Origin of the sequence: Paracoccus sp. (in: a-proteobacteria) (assembly GCF_046462195.1) — a bacterium.
GTDB lineage: Bacteria > Pseudomonadota > Alphaproteobacteria > Rhodobacterales > Rhodobacteraceae > Paracoccus.
Window position 1 is genome coordinate 1 of record NZ_JBKGUN010000143.1, and the last position, 18,983, is coordinate 18,983.

General features: G+C 64.7%; 20 protein-coding genes. 11 read left to right on the forward strand and 9 right to left on the reverse strand.

Annotated elements, in window-relative coordinates; translation table 11 throughout:
• Positions 1 to 67: 67 nt before the first annotated feature.
• Genes ACLHHB_RS09245 through ACLHHB_RS09255 form a run of 3 tightly spaced genes read right to left on the reverse strand, consistent with a single transcriptional unit; the run spans position 68 to position 2,697 of the window.
• On the reverse strand, positions 68 to 928 hold the full coding sequence (locus ACLHHB_RS09245) for a metal ABC transporter permease (RefSeq protein ID WP_410217988.1): 861 nt from the start codon (positions 926 to 928) through the stop codon (positions 68 to 70).
• A 40-nt stretch (positions 929 to 968) separates the two neighbouring features.
• Positions 969 to 1,829 (reverse strand): manganese/iron ABC transporter ATP-binding protein, encoded by an 861-nt coding sequence (locus ACLHHB_RS09250; RefSeq protein ID WP_410217989.1) that lies wholly within the window; start codon positions 1,827 to 1,829, stop codon positions 969 to 971.
• Entirely contained in the window at positions 1,822 to 2,697 is an 876-nt protein-coding gene (locus ACLHHB_RS09255) for a metal ABC transporter substrate-binding protein (protein WP_410217990.1), read from the reverse strand. Before ACLHHB_RS09255 ends, ACLHHB_RS09250 begins: the two co-directional genes overlap by 8 nt.
• A gap of 97 nt (positions 2,698 to 2,794) precedes the next feature.
• On the opposite strand from ACLHHB_RS09255, the gene ACLHHB_RS09260 reads away from it, so the two are divergent.
• Both ACLHHB_RS09260 and ACLHHB_RS09265 read left to right on the forward strand, forming a co-directional pair.
• Positions 2,795 to 3,211, forward strand: coding sequence for a Fur family transcriptional regulator (locus ACLHHB_RS09260; protein ID WP_410217991.1), 417 nt, complete (start codon positions 2,795 to 2,797; stop codon positions 3,209 to 3,211).
• A gap of 24 nt (positions 3,212 to 3,235) precedes the next feature.
• Positions 3,236 to 3,595: a YigZ family protein gene (locus tag ACLHHB_RS09265; RefSeq protein ID WP_410217992.1), complete on the forward strand. Its 360-nt coding sequence runs from the start codon at positions 3,236 to 3,238 to the stop codon at positions 3,593 to 3,595.
• A 34-nt stretch (positions 3,596 to 3,629) separates the two neighbouring features.
• Here ACLHHB_RS09265 and ACLHHB_RS09270 read toward each other — a convergent pair whose 3' ends face one another.
• The 4 genes from ACLHHB_RS09270 to ACLHHB_RS09285 all read right to left on the reverse strand — a co-directional run bounded on the left by ACLHHB_RS09270 (position 3,630) and on the right by ACLHHB_RS09285 (position 6,808).
• The gene (locus tag ACLHHB_RS09270) at positions 3,630 to 4,607 is read right to left on the reverse strand and encodes a zinc-binding dehydrogenase (protein WP_410217993.1); all 978 of its coding nucleotides are present in this window, start codon (positions 4,605 to 4,607) and stop codon (positions 3,630 to 3,632) included.
• An 85-nt stretch (positions 4,608 to 4,692) separates the two neighbouring features.
• Complete coding sequence (locus ACLHHB_RS09275; protein ID WP_410217994.1) at positions 4,693 to 4,968, reverse strand: DUF6525 family protein; 276 nt, start codon at positions 4,966 to 4,968, stop codon at positions 4,693 to 4,695.
• On the reverse strand, positions 4,962 to 5,579 hold the full coding sequence (locus tag ACLHHB_RS09280) for a DUF1826 domain-containing protein (RefSeq protein ID WP_410217995.1): 618 nt from the start codon (positions 5,577 to 5,579) through the stop codon (positions 4,962 to 4,964). The genes ACLHHB_RS09275 and ACLHHB_RS09280 overlap by 7 nt, the downstream gene beginning before the upstream one ends.
• The gene (locus tag ACLHHB_RS09285) at positions 5,576 to 6,808 is read right to left on the reverse strand and encodes a GTP-binding protein (protein ID WP_410217996.1); all 1,233 of its coding nucleotides are present in this window, start codon (positions 6,806 to 6,808) and stop codon (positions 5,576 to 5,578) included. The genes ACLHHB_RS09280 and ACLHHB_RS09285 overlap by 4 nt, the downstream gene beginning before the upstream one ends.
• A gap of 130 nt (positions 6,809 to 6,938) precedes the next feature.
• Between ACLHHB_RS09285 and ACLHHB_RS09290 the strand changes: the two genes are divergently transcribed.
• From ACLHHB_RS09290 to ACLHHB_RS09330, 9 genes are all read left to right on the forward strand, one after another.
• On the forward strand, positions 6,939 to 8,798 hold the full coding sequence (locus ACLHHB_RS09290) for an ABC-F family ATP-binding cassette domain-containing protein (protein ID WP_410218007.1): 1,860 nt from the start codon (positions 6,939 to 6,941) through the stop codon (positions 8,796 to 8,798).
• Positions 8,799 to 8,906: 108 nt separating this feature from the next.
• The gene (locus ACLHHB_RS09295; RefSeq protein WP_410217997.1) at positions 8,907 to 9,647 is read left to right on the forward strand and encodes a MipA/OmpV family protein; all 741 of its coding nucleotides are present in this window, start codon (positions 8,907 to 8,909) and stop codon (positions 9,645 to 9,647) included.
• A 148-nt stretch (positions 9,648 to 9,795) separates the two neighbouring features.
• Positions 9,796 to 10,962: an ABC transporter substrate-binding protein gene (locus ACLHHB_RS09300; RefSeq protein ID WP_410217998.1), complete on the forward strand. Its 1,167-nt coding sequence runs from the start codon at positions 9,796 to 9,798 to the stop codon at positions 10,960 to 10,962.
• Between the two features lie 37 nt (positions 10,963 to 10,999).
• Entirely contained in the window at positions 11,000 to 11,917 is a 918-nt protein-coding gene (locus ACLHHB_RS09305) for a branched-chain amino acid ABC transporter permease (protein WP_410217999.1), read from the forward strand.
• Positions 11,914 to 12,858 (forward strand): branched-chain amino acid ABC transporter permease, encoded by a 945-nt coding sequence (locus ACLHHB_RS09310; RefSeq protein ID WP_410218000.1) that lies wholly within the window; start codon positions 11,914 to 11,916, stop codon positions 12,856 to 12,858. The genes ACLHHB_RS09305 and ACLHHB_RS09310 overlap by 4 nt, the downstream gene beginning before the upstream one ends.
• Entirely contained in the window at positions 12,855 to 13,595 is a 741-nt protein-coding gene (locus tag ACLHHB_RS09315) for an ABC transporter ATP-binding protein (protein WP_410218001.1), read from the forward strand. The genes ACLHHB_RS09310 and ACLHHB_RS09315 overlap by 4 nt, the downstream gene beginning before the upstream one ends.
• Positions 13,595 to 14,281 (forward strand): ABC transporter ATP-binding protein, encoded by a 687-nt coding sequence (locus ACLHHB_RS09320; RefSeq protein ID WP_410218002.1) that lies wholly within the window; start codon positions 13,595 to 13,597, stop codon positions 14,279 to 14,281. Before ACLHHB_RS09315 ends, ACLHHB_RS09320 begins: the two co-directional genes overlap by 1 nt.
• 137 nt (positions 14,282 to 14,418) lie before the next feature.
• A complete protein-coding gene (locus ACLHHB_RS09325) occupies positions 14,419 to 14,799 on the forward strand; it encodes a hypothetical protein (protein ID WP_410218003.1) in 381 nt (126 codons plus the stop codon).
• Between the two features lie 17 nt (positions 14,800 to 14,816).
• The gene (locus ACLHHB_RS09330; RefSeq protein WP_410218004.1) at positions 14,817 to 17,021 is read left to right on the forward strand and encodes a M10 family metallopeptidase C-terminal domain-containing protein; all 2,205 of its coding nucleotides are present in this window, start codon (positions 14,817 to 14,819) and stop codon (positions 17,019 to 17,021) included.
• Between the two features lie 140 nt (positions 17,022 to 17,161).
• On the opposite strand, the gene ACLHHB_RS09335 is transcribed toward ACLHHB_RS09330, so the two are convergent.
• Positions 17,162 to 18,166: a chemotaxis protein CheB gene (locus tag ACLHHB_RS09335; protein WP_410218005.1), complete on the reverse strand. Its 1,005-nt coding sequence runs from the start codon at positions 18,164 to 18,166 to the stop codon at positions 17,162 to 17,164.
• A 44-nt stretch (positions 18,167 to 18,210) separates the two neighbouring features.
• Entirely contained in the window at positions 18,211 to 18,576 is a 366-nt protein-coding gene (locus ACLHHB_RS09340) for a hypothetical protein (protein ID WP_410218006.1), read from the reverse strand.
• Positions 18,577 to 18,983: the final 407 nt, after the last annotated feature.

Genomic DNA, 18,983 nt, shown 5'->3' on the forward strand with positions numbered 1-18,983 from the left:
GTGAGCACCACGATCGCAAAGGCCTGCTGCATGAAGGGCAGGGTGAAGGGCGCCAGAAGCGTCTCCATCAAGCCGGCTCCACCGCCCCGAGCCGGCGGCGCCGCCGGGCGGCCAGCAGGCCGTGCCTGGGCGCAAGCAGCAAGGCCAGCAGGAAGACGGCGGTCTGCAAGACCACGATCACCCCGCCGGTCGCGCCGTCGAGGAAGTAGCTGAGATACGCGCCCACGAGGCTGCAGCCGGCGCCGACCACCACGCTGATGGCGATGAGCCTGGGGAAGCGGTCGGTCAGGAGGTAGGCGGTGGCCCCCGGCGTGATCACCATGGCGATGACCAGAAAGGCGCCCACGGTCTGCAGCGCGGCCACCGTGCAGGCGCTCAGCAGGGTGAAGAACAGCACCTTGAGCAGGGGCGGGTTGAGCCCCACCGAACGCGCATGGTTCTCGTCGAAGAAGACCACCAGCAGGTCCTTCCACTTCGCCAGGAGAACGGTGAGAGACACGCCCGCGATGACGATCAGCTGCAAGGTGTCGGCGGCGGTGATGGCCAGGATATTCCCGAGTACGATCGTCTGGACGTCGACCGCCGTGGGGGACAGCGAGACCATGAACAGCCCCAGGCCGAAGAAGCCGCTGAAGATCATGCCGATGATGGCGTCCTCCTTCAGCTTGGTGCGCTGATTGAGGAACAGCATGGCGCCCGCGGCCAGCCCGCCGGACAGAAAGGCTCCGAGCGAGAAGGGCAGGCCCAGCATGTAGGCCCCAGCCACGCCGGGCACGATCGCGTGGGACAGGGCGTCGCCGATCAGCGACCACCCCTTCAGCATCAGATAGGCGGACAGAAAGGCGCAAACCCCGCCGACCAGCGCCGAAACCCAAATGGCCGTCGCCATGTAGCCATAGGTGAAGGGGGTCAGCAGCAACTCCCACATCAGGCAGACCGTGCGGAGGCCCGCACCTCCCCGGGATGTCTCATGATGCGCCCCCCTTGCGGTGGCGGTCGTCATAAAAGACCAGCGGCCGTTCGTCGTCGGTGAAGACATCGACATTGCGGCGGTCGGCGTCGTCATGCAGGTCGGCACCGCCCAGCATGAAATGGCGCAACACCCCGCCGAAGGCCAGCCGCAGGTTGTCGGGGGTAAAGGTCGTTTCCGTCGGGCCCGAGGCCAGCACCGTGCCCTTCACCAGCACCACCCGGTCGCAGTATTCTGGGACCGAACCCAAGTCGTGGGTCGAGACCAGCATGACCCGCCCCTCGTCCCGCATCTGGCGCAAAAGGGCGATGATGGTTTCCTCGGTCTGGACATCGACGCCGGTGAAGGGCTCGTCCAGCAGGATCACCTGCGCCTCCTGCGCCAGGGCACGTGCCAGGAAGACGCGCTTTTTCTGGCCGCCGGACAGTTCCCCGATCTGGCGGTGGCGGAAATCGGTCAGGCCGACGCGTGACAGCGCGTCCGTCACCGCCTGCCGGTCCGCCGCGCGGGGGCGGCGCAGAAAGCCCATATGGCCATATCGGCCCATCATCACCACGTCCTGAACCAGAACGGGGAAGGTCCAGTCCACTTCCTCGGCCTGGGGAACATAGGCCACGAGGTTCCGCGACAGCGCCTGCGCGACCGGCAGGCCCAGGATGCGGACCTGGCCCGCGCTGTGCGGCAGCAGGTCCATCAGCGCCTTGAACAGGGTCGATTTGCCTGCGCCGTTGACGCCCACCAGCGCCGTGACCGAACCCTTGGGCACGGTGAAGCTGGCATCGGACAGGGCCCGATGCCCGTTGCGATAAGCGACGTTGAGGTTGCGGACATCGATGCCCGTGGCGGATGGATCACTCATCGGCAAGCTGCGCCACGATGGTTTCGGACGTCACGCGCAGCAGGTCCAGATAGGTCGGCACGGGGCCGTCCTGGTCCGAAAGGCTGTCGACATACAGCACGCCCCCATAGGTGGCGCCGGTTTCCGAGGCGATGCGGCGGGCGGGGCGGTCCGACACGGTGCTTTCCGAAAAGATCACGGGTGCATTGACGCGGCGCATCTCGTCGATCAGGCGGCGCACCTGCTGGGGCGTGCCTTGACCGTCCGAATTGATGGGCCAAAGGAACAGCTCGGACAGGTGAAAGTCGCGGGCGAGGTAGGAAAATGCGCCCTCCGAGCTGACAAGCCAGCGGCGGTCCTCGGGCAGGGCGCGGGCGCGCTCGCGCAAGGGGCCGATCGTATCCGCGATCTGCTGTTTATACGCTTCCGCATTGGTGCGATAGACTTCGGCATTCCCGGGATCGGCCTTGGCCATCGCGGCGGCGATGTTGTCCACATAGATCAGCGCCGAATCCAGCGCCATCCAGGCATGGGGGTTCGGCTTGCCGTCATACTCGCCCCCCTGGATGGGCAGCGGATCGATCCCGTCCGAAACGGTTGCCAGAGGAACCTCGCCCAGACGGTCCAGATACTGGAGGGCCCACAGGTCAAGGTTCAGCCCGTTCACCAGGATCAGGTCTGCATCCCCGATGCCGATGATGTCGCGGGGTCCCGGCTGATAATTGTGGATCTCGGCACCCGGCGGGGTGATCGAATGCACATCGGCCAGATCGCCGCCCACATTGCGGGCCATGTCGGCCAGGATCGTGAAGCTGGTCGCCACGCGCAGCGGTTCGGCCTGGACGACGGTGGGTAGAAAACACAGGAACGCAAACAGGAAACGGGTCATCGTGATCTCCTTGCCCACAGGTATCTGCGAATCGTTCGCAACAGTCAAGAGATGCGAACCAGTTGCAACTGGTGCGGCCTTCCGGCAGGATGGCAGCATGACCGAGCGACGAGCCGACAAGCTGGAACAAGCCCTGCGCGATGCGGGCGTGCGCGTGACGCGTCAGCGCGCGGCCCTCTTGGGCGTGATCGCCGCGGCCGATGACCATCCCGACGCGGCCGAACTGCATGCCCGCGCGGTGACGGCGGGCGCGGGGGTTTCCCTGGCCACCGTTTACCGGACGCTGACGACGCTTCAGGCGCAGGGCGTGATCGACAAGCTGGAATTCCAGGGTGAGCCCGCGCGCTGGGAGGCTGCGGACCAGACCCATCATGACCACATGATCGACGTGGACAGCGGAGACGTGGTGGAGTTCACCGACGAGCGGATCGAGCGCCTGCAGGCCGAGATCGCGGCCGAGCGGGGCTATGAGATCGTGCATCACCGGCTGGAACTGTATGTCCGGCGGCGCTGAGGCTTGAACAGGGCAGGGGAGCAGGTGCAGGTCTTCGACAAGATCATCTCGGACCGGGGATCGCGCTATGCCGTGTCGGGTGGCCCTGCCGCCACGCGGGCCGAGGTCGCGGCGATGCTGGCGGACCTGTGCCGCAGCAAGCGCTTTGCCAAGGCGACGCACCACAGCTGGGCCGCCCTGCTGGGGGGCGAGGCGGTCAAGGATGATGACGGCGAAAGCGGAGCAGGGGCGCTGATCCTGCAGATGATCGAACGTGCGGGGCTGCAGGACCATGTGATCATCGTCACGCGCTGGTATGGCGGCAAGCATCTGGGCGGCGACCGCTTTCGCCATGTGGCCGATGCCGTGCGCCATTACCTGCACGAGACGGGGCTGGGCCGCTAGGACCCTGCGCCGCTGCGCAGGATCCGGTGCAGCCTCAGGGACGGAACATGACCTTGCCCTCGCGGCCGGGTGTCAGTGCGGCGGTCGCCGCCTCGGCCGGCTGATCGAGGCCGAAGGTGCCGCCCGCCGTCAGCTTCAACGAGCCGTCCATGACCAGCCCGATCAGCTCGCCGAACATGCGCTGGCGATCCTCGGTCGGCGTCGCGGGCATGACCCGGGCACCCCAGAATCCCTTGACCGACAGATGCTTGAAGATGATGGGGCCGGCTGGCAGTTGCAGCGCTTCTCCGGTCATCGACCCAAAGGTGACCAGCATCCCCTCGACCCCCAGAAGGTCGACCAGGCCCGCGGCCACGGTTCCGCCGACGGAATCGATGGCGGCCCGTGCACCGTCCGAACCGACCAGATCGCGCACCGTCCGGACCCAATTCTCGTCACTGGTCGAGACGACGTTGGTGATCCCCATGGCCGTCAGTTCGTCCACCGCCTTGGGGCGGCGCACCAGGTTGACCAGGCGCACCCCGCGCGACGCCGCCAGCACGGTCATGATCTTGCCCACGGCGCCGTTGGCGGCGGTCTGGACGACCCAGTCGCCTGAATTCACGTGCAGGAATTCCAGCAGGGTGATGGCGCTGAAGGGCATGGCGATCAACTGGGCCGCGGCCTCGTCCGACATGCTGTCGGGCACCGGGATCACGCCGCCCGCATCGGCCAAGGCATATTCCGCCCACGACCCCTTGAGGCCCGCTGCGGCAACGCGACGCCCTTTCAGGGCAGGATCGACCCCGGGGCCCGTTTCCTCGACAATGCCGACGCCTTCGCTGCCGCCGATGGCCGGCAGGTCGGGGCGCACGCCATAGCTGCCGCGAATGGTCCAAAGGTCATGGTTGTGGATCGGCGACAGGATCACCCGGATCAGCACCTGCCCCCGCTCTGCCTGAGGTCGGGGCGTATCGCCGGTCTGCAGAACCTCGGCGGGTTCTCCGAAGCGGTCATGGGTCACGCTGCGCATGGGCATATCCTTTCAGGTCCGTTGTGTCGGATTTCAGATAGGCAGCCGATCCCCGGGTCGCCAGAGGAGGTCCCCTTTCACAGGGTCAGGCAGCACGCCGAAGGTCACGGGCTTCGCGCCGCAAGGCGCGCGTCTCGGCCCGGTCCAGTACCATCAGGGCCTCGGCCGGGCTGGCACCGGCAGCGATGGCCTTGCGCCACAACCGCCGCACCGAGGCTGCGGACCAAGGCAGCACGGCTTGCGCCAGCCAATGGCGCAAGGGCGGCGGCAACGCGTCAAAGGCCGCCATCGGGTCTGGTGTGCGGCGGCGTTTGCGCTGCGCCGTCCGGCCCAGGTTGTCCGCGTGCCGTGGGCTCAGCATGATGCCTCGTCGGCCGGGTCGACCACCACCAGCATCCGTGCCTGGTCCCCGGTGGAAGGGGGCGAGCGGTGCAGGATGCCGGTCGGCTCTGGCCCCCAGTTCCGCCCCCGGAACATGGCGGCGCTGCCTGTGGGCACATGGTGCAGTGATGCCACGCTGTCGGCACCCGTGGCAGGGCCGAACTGCGTCCCCGTGCCGCGCAGGGTGCAGAGCAGCCGGGCGCGGACGGCATCCAGATGCCACTTGGGGCAGGCCTGCCCGTCGCTGATCTCCAGCCGCAGGGTCACCATCAGGGACTGGAGATGCAGGGCCGCCAGTTGGACCAGTTCCGCGATGTCGGATACCAGCGCCTGCCGTTGTGGCCCTTCCGGCAGGCCGGCGCGGTCACAGGCCGCCGCAAGAACCACGCCGGCATCGCAGGGCCGCAGCACCTGGCGCAGGCGCGGCAGTCGGGCGGCGGGCAGGTCGTCCAGCCATGCCTGCATGTCAGGAGCGACGGTCCGGTGCCAGATCGCGACCGCGACACCGGGCATGGCAATGGTGCCCAGCACGCGCGGATCGGCGGACTGGTTCAAGGCGGTGGCGGGGCGAAGGGCGATATGCTGGTTCATGCCGCGACCTCCTCGACGCGGCGCCAGCGAGGAAAGGGGTCGGGCAGGCGCGACCAGTCGGCAGGGTCTTCGCCCCATTCCTCGCCCAGCAGGCAGGCGTCCAGGCGGGCGCGGATCCTGTCCTCGTCCATGCCGGTGCCAATGAACACCAGTTCCTGGCGGCGATCGCCATAGGGTTCGGCCCAGTGTTGTTGCAGATAGGCGCGCCCCTGCGGATGGCTGGGCCATCTGTCGCGGGGCAGCGCGGCCCACCATTGGCCCAGGGGGCGGATGCTAGACAAGGCACCGGCCAGCGAGAACTCGGCCACCCAGTCGGGCCGTGTCGCCAGCCAGAAATGCCCCTTGGCCCGGATCACGCCGGGCAGGGGGCCGGACAAAAGCTCGTGGATCTTGCGCGGTTCGAACGGCAGGCGGGCCCGATAAACAAAGGAAGACACGCCATATTCCTCGGTTTCGGGAACATGATCGGCGAAACCGTACAATTCCCTGGCCCACATGGGATGCTGGTGCGCGCGGTCGAAATCGAACAGGCCGGTGTTCAGGATGTCGCGCGCGGCAACCCGGCTGTGATCGGTCTCGATGATCCGTGCATCGGCGTTCAGGGCGCGGATGATCTGGCGGGCCGCCCGCACCCGATCGGGGCCCGCATCGCCGCACTTGTTCAGCACGATCACGTCGGCGAATTCGATCTGATCGGTCAGCAGGTCGACCAGGGTGCGGGCGTCACCTTCGCCCATGACCTCGCCCCGATCCGACAGGAAGTCGTGGCTGGAAAAGTCCTGCAGCAGGTTGACCGCATCCACGACGGTCACCATCGTGTCCAGACGCGCGACCTGCGACAGGCTTTGCCCGTCAGCTTCGGCGAATTCAAAGGTGGCGGCGACGGGCAGCGGCTCGCTGATCCCGGTTGATTCGATCAGCAGGTGGTCAAAGCGCCCTTCCTCGGCCAGCTTGCGCACCTCGACCAGCAGATCCCCGCGCAGCGTGCAGCAGATGCAGCCGTTCGACATCTCGACCAGGGTTTCCTCGGTCCGGGTCATCCCGCCCTCGGCCCCGTTCAGGCCGGAGTGGATCAGGTCGGCGTCGATGTTCACCTCCGACATGTCGTTGACGATGACGGCGACGCGCAGTCCTGCGCGATTGTTCAGCACGTTGTTCAGCAGCGTCGTCTTGCCTGCCCCCAGAAAGCCGGAAAGCACGGTGACGGGAAGGCGGGGATCAGCGGTCATGGCATGCTCCATTTCTTCGGGTCAGAAATTGTTACTGTATAACATAACGACGGATCAACAGTTGAGAAGAATGGTTGCGACCTTTCGCCGGGGCATTGACGGCCAGCCGCCTATGCGCCATGCCGCCCGCATGCTGCGCATCGATGACATTTCATACTCCATTCAGGGCCGCCCCTTGTTCGCAGGGGCCTCTGCCACGGTTCCCGAAGGCCACAAGGTGGGCCTTGTCGGTCCCAATGGGGCAGGCAAGACCACGCTGTTCAAACTGATCCGGGGCGAGCTGGCCTTGGACGGCGGCGCGATCAGCCTGCCCAACCGGGCCCGCATCGGCGGGGTGGCGCAGGAATCGGCGGCAACGGACCGTTCCGTGCTGGACACGGTGCTGGATGCCGATGCCGAGCGTACGGCCCTGATGGCGGAATCCGTGACGGCCACCGATCCCCATCGGATCGGCGAGATCCAGACACGCCTGACCGATATCGATGCCTGGTCGGCCGAGGCGCGGGCCGCCACGATCCTGGACGGCCTGGGTTTCGACACCGTCGATCAGGCCCGCCCGACCAGCGACTTTTCGGGCGGCTGGCGGATGCGTGTCGCGCTGGCGGGGGTGCTGTTTGCGCAACCCGACCTGCTGCTGCTGGACGAGCCGACGAACTATCTGGACCTTGAAGGTGCGCTTTGGCTGGAGGGTTATCTGGCGCGTTATCCGCACACCGTGATCATCATCAGCCATGACCGCGGTCTGCTGAACCGTGCCGTGGGGCATATCCTGCATGTCGAGAACAAGCAGCTGACGCTCTATACCGGCGGCTATGATGGCTTTACCCGAGTCCGCGCCGAAAAGCGCGCGTTGCAGGCCGCCGAGGCCCGCAAGCAGGCCGACCGTCGCGCGCATCTGCAAAGCTTTGTCGATCGCTTCGGCGCCAAGGCCAGCAAGGCGCGCCAAGCACAGGCCCGCGTCAAGATGCTGGCCAAGATGGAGCCCATCACCGCCCCGGAAGAAGCCAAGTTCTTCCGCTTCAGCTTTCCCCAGCCGGAAGAACTGTCGCCCCCCATCGTCGCGATGGAGGGGGTTTCGGTCGGCTATGGCGATCGTGCGGTCCTGCAGAAGCTGGCCTTGCGGATCGACCAGGACGACCGCATCGCGTTGCTGGGCCGCAACGGGCAGGGCAAGTCGACGCTGTCGAAGCTGCTGGCCGACCGGCTGTCACCGATGGCCGGCAAGATCACCAAGTCGAACAAGCTGCGCGTCGGCTACTTCGCGCAACACCAGGTGGACGAGCTGTCGCTGGACGACACGCCGCTGGATCACATCCGGGCCGTGCGCCCGGACGAAGGCCAGGCCCGGCAGCGGGCGCGGCTTGCCGGTTTCGGCCTGATGGAGGCGCAGGCCGAAACAAAGGTCCGGGCCCTGTCGGGCGGCCAGAAAGCGCGCCTGTCGCTGTTGCTGGCGACGATCGACGCCCCGCACCTGCTGATCCTGGACGAGCCGACCAACCACCTTGATATTGAAAGCCGCGAAGCGCTGTCCGAAGCGTTGAACGATTATACCGGTGCCGTTGTGCTGGTCAGCCACGACATGCACCTGCTGGGGCTGGTGGCTGACCGGTTGTGGCTGGTCAAGGATGGCGCGGTCAGCCCTTATGAGGGCGATCTGGACGATTACCGGCGCTTTCTTTTGTCCGGTGACGCGCCTGCCGAAAAACCCGCCGAGGCGGCAAAGCCTCCTGCGCCCAAGCGTCCGTCCCGCGACGCCGTGCTGGCGCTGCGCTCGGAGGCCCGCAAGGCCGAGGAGCGGGTGCAGAAGCTGACCGAGATGATGGGCAAGCTGGACATCAAGCTGGCGGACCCGAACCTTTACAACGATCCCTACGAGGCCGAGAAATGGGGCAAGAAACGGGCCGAAGCGGTCCGGGCACTGGCCTTTGCCGAAGAACTGTGGATGGGCGCGCTGGAAAAGCTGGAAGCGGTCGAAAAAGCGCAGGCATGATGGCTGTTGCCAAAATGCGGCGTCGGGCGCAGCATCGTCAAACTTGCAATTGTGATTGCTGACCGATCTTCGCTAAATGGCAGAACACTCCCATCCTGGAATCGTCACATGAAATACGCCCTGGCCTTTGCCGTTCTGTTTGCCGCGCCTGTTCACGCGCAGGATTTCGGAGTGGCGGGTGGCCGCGCCTTTTCGTTCGATCTGGGCGTCGGGGCAGAGGCGGGTGCGAAATACCCGGGATCGGACGAAGCCGAGGTGGCGCCCTGGATCTTCTGGCGCAATGCGGGCTTCGGCACGCCGGGTGGGGACGAGGCGCAGGGCTTTTCGATCTCGCCCTCCTTTGGCACCAGGGGAAAGCGTGACAGCAGCGATGATGCCGACCTTGCGGGTCTGAGCGACATCGACCGCGCCTATGAACTGGGGCTGCGGCTGGCCTATGGGGTCGGGCCACTGACAACCTATGGAACCGTGCGACGGGGCTTTGACGGCCACGAAGGTCTGATCGGAACCGTCGGCGCCAAGTACCGCGTCGACCTGAGCGAGCGTGTCACGCTGTGGTCGGGCGCGCAGGTCGGCTATGGCAATGCCGATTTCAATGACACCTATTTCGGTGTCACCGCTGGCGAAAGCATCGCCAGCGGCCTGCCGGAATACACGCCCGGCGGGGGCATCAACGAAGCGGCCATCACCTTCGAGGCGCGCTATGCCCTGACCGAGAGCACCGCCCTTCTGGGCGAGGTGCGCTATGGCAAGCTGATCGGCGATGCGGCGGACTCCCCGGTTGTTCAGGACGAATACCAGCCTTCGTTGCGGCTTGGCATCTCGCGCCGCTTCTCGTTCGGGTTCTGATCCTGCGGGACATGGCGCTGCCCGAGGGCAAAAAGTTTTAAGCCTGAAATAATTCTTGACAGGTCAGGCCCCTTCGCCGTGTTCTGGTGGCAAGGCACATGCCAAACGCCGCGATCAACGCGGTCGTCACCAACCGGAGGGGTTTTCCATGACACTGACGCGCATCCTTGTGGCCGGTCTTGCGGCTTCGACCTGTCTGACGCCTGCGGCCTGGGCGCAGGACGACGACACGCTGACGATCGGCGTCCTTGTCACTCTGTCCGGTCCTGGGGCCGCCTTGGGTGAGATGGCGCGCAATGGGTTTCTTTTGGCGGCCGAAGAGATCGGCGATTTCGGCGGCATGAAGACCGAGCTCATCGTCGTCGATGACGAACAGAAACCCGATGTCGCCGCCAACAAGGCGCGCGAACTGGTCGAAAGAAACGGCGCCGATATCGTGGTCGGGCCGATCTTTTCCAACATCGCAGGTGCCATCGTGCAGCCGGTCACGCAGGGCGGGGCAATCCTGATCAGCCCGAATGCCGGGCCCTCGAATCTTGCAGGGGCCGAATGCAACAAGGCCTTTTTTGCCACCTCCTATCAGAACGACCAGATGCACGAGGTGATGGGCGCCCATGCCCAAGCGCAGGGTTTCCAGAACGTGTTCCTGCTGGCTCCGAATTATCAGGCGGGTCAGGATGCGCTGGCGGGCTTCAAGCACAGCTACAAGGGCGGCGTCGCCGGAGAGATCTTTACTCAGCTGGGCCAACTGGATTATTCGGCGGAACTGGCGCAGATCGCCGCCATGCAGCCCGATGCCGTGTTCGCCTTCATGCCGGGCGGCATGGGCGTGAACCTGGTGCGTCAGTACCGTCAGGCGGGCCTCGAGAGCATTCCCTTCCTGTCGGCTTTCACCGTGGATGAATCGACCTTGCCCGCGCAGGCCGAGGCAGCCTTGGGCTTCTTTGGGGGATCGAACTGGGCGCCGGATCTGGACACGGCCGAGAATGTCGCCTTTGTCGAGGCCTATGAGGCGAAATACGGCCATGTGCCGGCCGTTTACGCGATGCAGGCTTATGACGCGGCACGGCTGATCGACGGGGCCTTGCAGCAGGCGGGCAGCACCGACCGCGACGCACTAATCGCCGCGCTGGAGGATGCACCCTTCACGTCGGTCCGCGGGGACTTCAGCTTTGGCCCCAACCACTTTCCCATCCAAGATTTCTACCTGACCGAGGTGGTCCAGCGCGAGGATGGCAAGTTCGCCACCGCGGTGTCCGAGAAGATCTTTGACGATTATGCGGACAATTACGCCCAGAACTGCCAGATGAACTGAGCGGCGGGGCCCTCGGGCCTCTGCCACAGGCGGGATCATGACAAGCCTTTTCCTCCTCCAGCTTCTGAACGGGGTGCAGCTTGGCATCCTGCTGTTCCTGATCGCGGCCGGGCTGACGCTGGTCTTCGGGATCATGGACTTCGTGAATCTGGCGCATGGCGTGATCTACATGGTCGGCGCTTATCTGGTTGTCAGCCTGTCCGCCCTGGCGGGCAGCTATGGGATGGGCCTTCTGCTGACGCTGCCTGCAACGCTGCTGATCGGGCTGGTGCTTGAGGTGCTGATCTTTCGACGCCTTTACGACCGTCCCCATCTGGACCAGGTGCTGGCGACCTTTGGTCTGGTGATGATCGTGACCGAGTTGGTCAAGATCATCTGGGGATCGGCGCCCTTGTCGGTTCTTGCGCCCGAGGCGCTGTCAGGCTCGGTCCCGCTGATCGGCGCAATGCGCTATCCGGTGTTCCGGCTGGTGGTGATTGCGGCAGGGCTGCTGACGGCCATCGGGTTGTGGCTGATCATCACGCGCACGCGGATCGGGATGCGGTTGCGGGCAGGTGCCAGCAACCGGGCCATGGTCGCGGCGCTTGGCGTCGACATCGGGCGTCTGTTCACCATCATCTTCGCCTTTGGGGCGATGCTTGCAGGTTTTGCCGGCGCCATGGTCGCCCCCATCCTGAGCGTCGATCCCGGCATGGGGGAAAGCGTGCTGATCCTGGCCTTTGTCGTCATCGTCATCGGCGGGATCGGGTCAGTCAAGGGCGCCTTTGCCGGGGCGCTGCTGGTCGGGCTTGTTGATACGCTTGGCCGCAGCTTTGGCCCCATCATCCTGCGCGCGGTGATGGAGCCTTCCGCCGCGGCCCAGACGGGGCGCGTGCTGGCGCCCATGCTGGTCTATGTGTTGATGGCGGCCATCCTTGCCGCCCGTCCGCAGGGTCTGTTCGGAGCACGCTCATGATCCGGGCCCTGATGCGGCGTCGCGTGGCCGCCCTGCTGATCTTTGCAGGCTTTGCGGTTTTGCCCCTGATCGCGGCGGCGACGGGCGATCCTTATCTGGTCGTGGTGGCGACACGCATTCTGGCCTTCGCCATGGCGGCCTTGGCGCTGGACCTGATCTTGGGCTATGGCGGAATGGTCAGCTTTGGCCACGCAGCCTATCTGGGCATCGGCGCCTATTCGGTGGCAATCCTGTCGAAGGCGGGGATCACCGATCTGGGCGCGCATCTGGGGGCCGCGGTGGTAGCAGGGTCGCTGTTCGCGCTGGTGACGGGGGCGATCTCGCTGCGGACGCGGGGGATCTATTTCATCATGATCACCCTGGCCTTCGCGCAGATGGCCTATTTCTTCTTTGTGTCGCTGTCGGCCTATGGCGGTGATGACGGCATGGCCTTGGCCGCACGGTCGACCGTGCTGGGGCAACCTTGGCTGCAGAATGACCGGGTGCTGTACTACACGGCGCTGGCACTGCTGGTCGGGCTGTATCTTCTGGCAGTCGCCATCACGGGGTCGCGTTTTGGCCGTGTGCTGACCGGCACGCGCGAAAACCCGCTCCGCATGCAGGCCATCGGCTTTTCGCCGTTCCGCTTTCAGTTGACGGCCTATGTCATTTCGGGGGCGATCACGGCCATCGCCGGGGTCATGCTGGCCAATCAGGCCAGCTATGTTTCCCCGGCCTTCATGAACTGGCACCGATCGGGCGAGCTGGTGGTGATGGTGGTGCTGGGCGGGATCGGCAATCTGCTGGGCGCCATTGCCGGCGCCACCATCGCACTGCTGCTGGAGGAATGGCTGGCCCTGTTGACGGAACATTGGCGGCTGATCTTTGGCGCGCTGCTGATCCTTGTTGTCCTGTTCTCGCGCGACGGGCTGACGGGGCTGCTGAAGCGGAGGGCGCCATGAGCCTGCTGCGCGTCCGGTCGCTGCGCAAGTCCTATGGTGCGCTGAAGGTGACCGATGATCTGGACCTGGATGTGACCGAGGGTGAACTGCATGCCATCATCGGTCCCAACGGGGCAGGAAAATCGACCCTGATCGCGCAACTGTCGGGGCAGGCGACATCCGACGCGGGTTCGGTGCAATTCGCGGGCGCCGAGATGATGGGCAGACCCATGCATGCTCGGGTGCGGGCGGGCATGTCCCGCAGTTTCCAGATCACCTCGATCCTGCCCGGCTTTTCGGTGCTGGAGAATGTGTCAACTGCCGTGCAGGCGCGGCAGGGCAGCAGCTTTCGGTTTCTTGCGCCTGTCACCCGGGACCGTGACCTGAACGGCCAGGCCATGCAGGCCTTGGCGCAGGTGGGGTTGGAGGATCGTGCATCATCGCGCGCAGGCAGCCTGTCGCATGGCGAAAAGCGGCAGCTGGAGTTGGCCATAGCCCTGGCGACCAAGCCGCGCCTGCTGCTGCTGGACGAGCCCTTGGCGGGAACCAGCGGCGGCGAGGCCGAGCGTCTGGTCCGGGTCATGGCCGCGTTGAAAGGGCAAGTGACGCTGGTGCTGATCGAACATGACATGGATGCTGTCTTTGCCCTGGCGGACCGCGTCAGCGTTCTTGTCTATGGCCGCATCATCGCCACCGGATCGCCCGATCAGGTGCGGGCCGATCCCCGCGTGCGTGCCGCCTATCTGGGAGAGGCGTGATGCTGATCGTCGAAGGTCTGCGGGCCGGTTATGGCGAGGCGATGGTGCTGCACGACATCCATCTGACCGTGCAGCAGGGCGAGGTGGTGACGTTGTTGGGCCGCAATGGCATGGGCAAGACCACGACGATCAGCACCATCTTCGGACTGTTGCCGGCGCGTGGGGGGCGGGTCAGCGTGGCGGGGCAAGACCTGACCCGCGCCGCGCCTCATCGCATCGCCCGCGCGGGTCTGGGTCTGGTTCCCGAAGGGCGGCAGGTCTTTCCCACGCTGGACGTGCGGGAAAACCTGTTGGCGACCGCGCGGCCGGGCATCTGGACCTTGGCGCGCGTGCTGGATCTGTTTCCGCGTCTGGGGGAGCGTCTGGGCAACAAGGGCAGCCAGCTTTCGGGAGGAGAACAGCAGATGCTGGCCATCGGTCGCGCCCTGATGACGAACCCGCGGCTGATCGTTCTGGACGAAGCGACCGAAGGGCTGGCCCCCCTGATCCGGGACGAGATCTGGTCCTGTCTTTCCCGCCTCAAGGCCGAAGGCGAGGCGATCCTGATCGTGGACAAGAACCTTCATGCCCTGACCGGCTTTGCCGACCGCCATGTCGTGATCGAGAAGGGGCGCGTGATGTGGTCGGGCAGCAATGACGCCTTGATTGCCGAACCTGCGCTGGCCGAAAGGTATCTCGGCGTCTGACACAACGCAATTTCACGATAAGCATGCACATGAGGCTTTACTGACTCGCGACTTGGCCGTAAGGCTGGATGCACGGCTCCCGGACGTTTTGTCAGCCCGTCTTTTTGTACCGATTGAATCAGTGACCAGTTGCAAAGATGTGGCAACACGCCCGCACCTTCCTGTCCCTTGCGGCATTCGGCGTCGCGACCGCCTGTCAGGTCGCAGTCGCGGACAATGTCATGACGTCTCCCGGAGCGCATGAAGGCGCCATCGAATGCCACGCTGCACCCCAGGCAAGCGAAAGGGCAATGCAGGTTCTTTGCGACGCGCTGCGGGCCGAGGCACCCTTACAGGCCCTTCAACTGCATCTGCTGTCCGCGGGACCTGCGGCACTGAGCGCCCGGCTGGACCGGCTGCAGGATGGTCGGGTGCGCGTTGGCCCGGTCCTGGACTTCAACGTCATGGGCCGGGATCTGACCCCGCAGGATTATCAGCGCTTTGCCCGCGACCTGCTGCGTTTCCGCGATCCAACCTGAGCAGGAGGGAGTAACCCGTGTGTGATATCTGCGCCAATCTGCGGCCGTTCGACAAAAGCTGTGACCTTGCCGGGCTAGGGGGCACCACGGTCGACAGCCTGCGGGCCACGATCCGCGAAGGCAGTGATGCGTCCGACTGGAGCGATTCCTTTCATCGCATGGCGGTCGGCGACGTTTTCTTGGGCAATGTGGAGCAGGTCGGCGACCAGGATTGGGTCGGTGTCCGGTTGCAGGCGGGACAAACCTATAACCTCACGCTGAATGGCCTGTCGCTCAGTGACCCGGTGCTGGAAATCCGCGACGCACGCGGCCTGCTGTTGGCCGTCAATGACGATGCCAATGCGTCCCTGGACAGTCAGATCATCTTCCGCCCGACCGAGAGCGGCGTGTATTTCGTCACCGCCTCTGGCTATGGCTGGCATACCGGAACCTATCAGATGACTGTGGAGACCATCGCTCCGCCAACGGCGGCGCCACTGTCGGTTCTGGCGGACTATCTGGTGGAAGGCTTCTGGAACGACATCGGGCAAAGCGAGCGTGCCTTTGACACCATCGCGGACAACGTGATCACCGTCGACCTCAGCGCCTTGGGGACCATGGCGCGCGGTTTGGCGCGCGATGCGATGGCGGCCTGGTCGTCCGTCGCCAACCTTCAGTTCGTCGAGCGGACGGGCAGCGTCGACATCACCTTCAGCGAAAACGACGAAGGGGCCTATTCCACTTCGACCACATCGGGCGGGCAGATCCTGTCTTCGCATATCAACGTGGACGTGAACTGGCTGCTTCAGGACGGCGGGCGGATCGGAACCTATTCCTTTCAAGCCTACATGCACGAGATCGGGCATGCCCTGGGTTTGGGTCATCAGGGATATTACAACGGACATGCGGATTTCGGCATCGACTCGCTGTTCATCAACGACAGCTGGCGAACAACGGTCATGTCGTATTTCTCGCAAACCGACAATCCCTGGAGCGGAGCCAGCCTTGCCTATCTGGGAACGCTGATGCCCGTTGACATCATCGCGATCCAGCGCCTTTACGGCGCCCCGGATGCCGGCAGTCTTACGGCAGGAAACACGGTCTATGGACAGGGCCACACGCTGGGCGACAGCTGGCTTGGCCGCATCTTTTCGGCGCAGACGGGGGGCGCCGTTCCCACGACCGACAATGCGCGTGCCATTGCCATCACGATCAGCGACACAAGTGGCTGGGACGTGCTGAACTTTGCCCATGACCGCAGCAACCAGCGGATCGACATGCGGATGGGAACCGCGTCCGACATCTTTGGCCTGCGCGGCAACCTGCAGATCGCGGAAGGCACGGTGATCGAGGAATATCGTGCGGGATTCGGCCACGACCGGGTGCTCGGCAACGGTTTCGCCAACGTGATCTACGGCGGGAACGGGAATGACACGCTGCAGGGAGGCAGTGGAAACGACCGCCTGTTCGGCGGCGCGGGACAGGATCGGCTGGTCAGCCTGACCGGGAACAACAGGCTCTTCGGCGGCGATGGCAATGACAGGCTTGAAAGCGGAACCGGTGCCGACAGGTTGCACGGCGGCAACGGAGACGATGTTCTGTTTGCGGGGGCAGGCAATGACAGCCTGTCAGGGGGTGACGGCAACGACCACCTTTCGGGGGGCGACGGTGCCGACCGGATCTTTGGCGGCCTGGGCAACGATCACCTCGAGGGAGGCAACGACAACGACACCTTGATCGGCGGGATCGGGCGAGACACCATCCTGGGCGGGGCCGGTGCTGACCGTCTGGAAGGATCGCTGGGCGACGACCGGTTGTTCGGTGGCCTTGGCAACGATGTCCTGATGGGGCAGGGAGGCAATGACCTGCTGAAGGGCGAGGCCGGTGCAGACCGCCTGTTCGGCGGCGCAGGGGCGGACACCCTGGTCGGCGGCAGCGGGACCGACATCATGGAAGGGGGCGCCGGCGCAGATGTGTTCCGGTTCTTCGCGGCTGCCGAAAGCGGTGTCCGCAACCCGGATCTCATCCGCGATTTCCGCCCCGGCGAGGATCGCATCGATTTGCAGGCGCTTGATCTGAATTACTATGGTGGCGACGCGCCTGGCGGATCGCGTTCATTGCGTTGGGACCATTCAGGCACAAACACGCAGATCTTCATCGACCTTGACGGGGACCGGCAAGCCGACATGGTGATCAGTCTCGAAGGTCGCCTGATGCTGAGCGAGGACAGCTTCATCCTGTAGATGGGGATCATACTGCCGCCCGGTTGTTTCAGCGCCGTGACACCGTCATCTTGCGCGGGGCTGGCGGGACCGTCCGGGGCAGGTGCAACAGGCTCTTCGGGCCGTGACCATCGAGGCCCGCAGCACTTCTGGCAGATGCGCTACTGGCTTCGCCGCATTGCGCCTATGGCGGCATTGCGGAGTGTTTCGGCATGATGGCGCAATTCTCCTGCCCTTTCCCGGAATGACTCCTCTGATCGGGTGCGGCCGGCCTTGCGTGCATCCTGCGCCATTCTTTCCGTCAGCGTCGCCCTTTCCTCGACGATCCTGAGGGCCACGCGGACGGCTTCATCCACCGCGTTGTCCTGTTCGGCCTGAAGGGACTGCGCGGTATAGGCATGACCGACCTGACAGCGAAACCTGAGCGGCGGATGCTTCACCTCGGACAGGACGCCTCCGCAGGCAGGGCAGGTCAATGTGGCGGGGATGGCGATCTTTTCCAGTGTCCTGCTGTTGCAGGGACGGCCCAGGGCGATGTCCACCTCCAGTCTGATGTCCTCCGGAGCGGCGGCAACAGGACCGATGGGCATGTCCATGAGACTGTCCAGCAACATGGCCATGTCATCGGCGGCAGCGCGATAGCCGATGTCGCTGGCATCCAGTGCCCCAAGAGGCATATCCGGCGCGATCGAGTCCGCAGGGTTCTGCACGATCGTGACGCCGCCGCACCGCTGGATCGCCTCCAGCCCGGCGGCGCCGTCGTTCAGCTTGCCCGTCAGCACGATCCCGACGGCAGCGGGCCCGTATTCGAGGGCCACCGACCGGAACAGGGGATCTAGGGCGGGCCGGCTGAGGTTCTCGCGCGGGCCGCGGCCCAGCCTGATGCGACCCTCCATCACCAGCAGATGGTGATCCGCAGGTGCCACATAGACATGACCCGGCCTCACCTCGTCACCGTCTTCTGCGGTCATCACGGGCAGGGGGCAGTCCCTTGCGAACATCTGCGACAGCAGGTTCCGTCCCTCGGAGCCCACATGGATCACCGCAAGCACGGCTGCAGGGAAATCGGCAGGCAACTGCGCCAGGATCTTGCTCAGCACGGGAACCGCCCCGGTTGATCCGCCGATGGCGACCGCGCGACGCGGATGGACATTGTTCTGATTCACGGCGGGCGTTTCCTTTTGACGAATGTCTTCTGCAGCAGCCCGGTTCAACTGGACTGAGGCGAATGATCCTTGGCGAGCTGCATGACCCTGTCGACGCAAACGCTGCTTGTGAAAGGTTTCTCGAAATGAAGGGCCGATGAAAATCGTGGCGGGACATCGCGCTTGTCATGGCCCATTACAAAGGGGATCTTGCTTTGAACCAGAATGTCGGCAACATTGAAGTTGTCTTGGGTCCGCAGGTGAATGTTCAGGATGGCTGCATCCAGTGTCCGCGGTGCCCTCAGTTTCTTGAGGGTTTGCGCCATCGAACTGAATGGCTCCACTGCGGTCGCTCCACGGTCGTTGACTTCCTTGTCTCGATCAACGGCAGTCCAGAATGGGCCCTCAACGATCATGATGTGATGACACATGCATCCTCCCGTTCTCCTTGTTGTCACCAACTGTCGGAAGCGCCCTATGTTTCTGGCCATCTTGACGACAGTGCCTTTGGGGTTCCGGTTGTGAGTTGTTGACAGCGGGGCAAAACCGGGAAGGGATGAGCGAATTCGGGCAGTACAGGCCACACAGCCGGAAAGCGTTGTAAGCGGGCTGGTAGACTGGCGGCATCGCAAACGCCTGGATGCCGCACTCGGGAGCATGAAGTGGAATCTGTGTCCCGATGCAATTGAAGAAAGCCGGTCAGCAGGGGTTGCGGGTGGAGCATGCTCCAAGGCCATTTGCAGGCGTCAGGGCGTTCGTGATCGGCAGGCATGCGGTTGAGGACGCGCCAAGCATGCAGGTTGAAGTAATAAGGCCTGTCAGCAGGTGCGCCATGTTA

What these genes read in the sequence shown, in the direction of transcription:
- ACLHHB_RS09245 (WP_410217988.1), bottom strand. Translation starts at nt 928, where the DNA reads ATGTGGGAGTTGCTGCTGACCCCCTTCACCTATGGCTACATGGCGACG.
- ACLHHB_RS09250 (WP_410217989.1), bottom strand. Translation starts at nt 1,829, where the DNA reads ATGAGTGATCCATCCGCCACGGGCATCGATGTCCGCAACCTCAACGTC.
- ACLHHB_RS09255 (WP_410217990.1), bottom strand. Translation starts at nt 2,697, where the DNA reads ATGACCCGTTTCCTGTTTGCGTTCCTGTGTTTTCTACCCACCGTCGTC.
- ACLHHB_RS09260 (WP_410217991.1), top strand. Translation starts at nt 2,795, where the DNA reads ATGACCGAGCGACGAGCCGACAAGCTGGAACAAGCCCTGCGCGATGCG.
- ACLHHB_RS09270 (WP_410217993.1), bottom strand. Translation starts at nt 4,607, where the DNA reads ATGCGCAGCGTGACCCATGACCGCTTCGGAGAACCCGCCGAGGTTCTG.
- ACLHHB_RS09275 (WP_410217994.1), bottom strand. Translation starts at nt 4,968, where the DNA reads ATGCTGAGCCCACGGCACGCGGACAACCTGGGCCGGACGGCGCAGCGC.
- ACLHHB_RS09280 (WP_410217995.1), bottom strand. Translation starts at nt 5,579, where the DNA reads ATGAACCAGCATATCGCCCTTCGCCCCGCCACCGCCTTGAACCAGTCC.
- ACLHHB_RS09285 (WP_410217996.1), bottom strand. Translation starts at nt 6,808, where the DNA reads ATGACCGCTGATCCCCGCCTTCCCGTCACCGTGCTTTCCGGCTTTCTG.
- ACLHHB_RS09290 (WP_410218007.1), top strand. Translation starts at nt 6,939, where the DNA reads ATGCTGCGCATCGATGACATTTCATACTCCATTCAGGGCCGCCCCTTG.
- ACLHHB_RS09295 (WP_410217997.1), top strand. Translation starts at nt 8,907, where the DNA reads ATGAAATACGCCCTGGCCTTTGCCGTTCTGTTTGCCGCGCCTGTTCAC.
- ACLHHB_RS09300 (WP_410217998.1), top strand. Translation starts at nt 9,796, where the DNA reads ATGACACTGACGCGCATCCTTGTGGCCGGTCTTGCGGCTTCGACCTGT.
- ACLHHB_RS09305 (WP_410217999.1), top strand. Translation starts at nt 11,000, where the DNA reads ATGACAAGCCTTTTCCTCCTCCAGCTTCTGAACGGGGTGCAGCTTGGC.
- ACLHHB_RS09310 (WP_410218000.1), top strand. Translation starts at nt 11,914, where the DNA reads ATGATCCGGGCCCTGATGCGGCGTCGCGTGGCCGCCCTGCTGATCTTT.
- ACLHHB_RS09315 (WP_410218001.1), top strand. Translation starts at nt 12,855, where the DNA reads ATGAGCCTGCTGCGCGTCCGGTCGCTGCGCAAGTCCTATGGTGCGCTG.
- ACLHHB_RS09320 (WP_410218002.1), top strand. Translation starts at nt 13,595, where the DNA reads ATGCTGATCGTCGAAGGTCTGCGGGCCGGTTATGGCGAGGCGATGGTG.
- ACLHHB_RS09325 (WP_410218003.1), top strand. Translation starts at nt 14,419, where the DNA reads ATGTGGCAACACGCCCGCACCTTCCTGTCCCTTGCGGCATTCGGCGTC.
- ACLHHB_RS09340 (WP_410218006.1), bottom strand. Translation starts at nt 18,576, where the DNA reads ATGTGTCATCACATCATGATCGTTGAGGGCCCATTCTGGACTGCCGTT.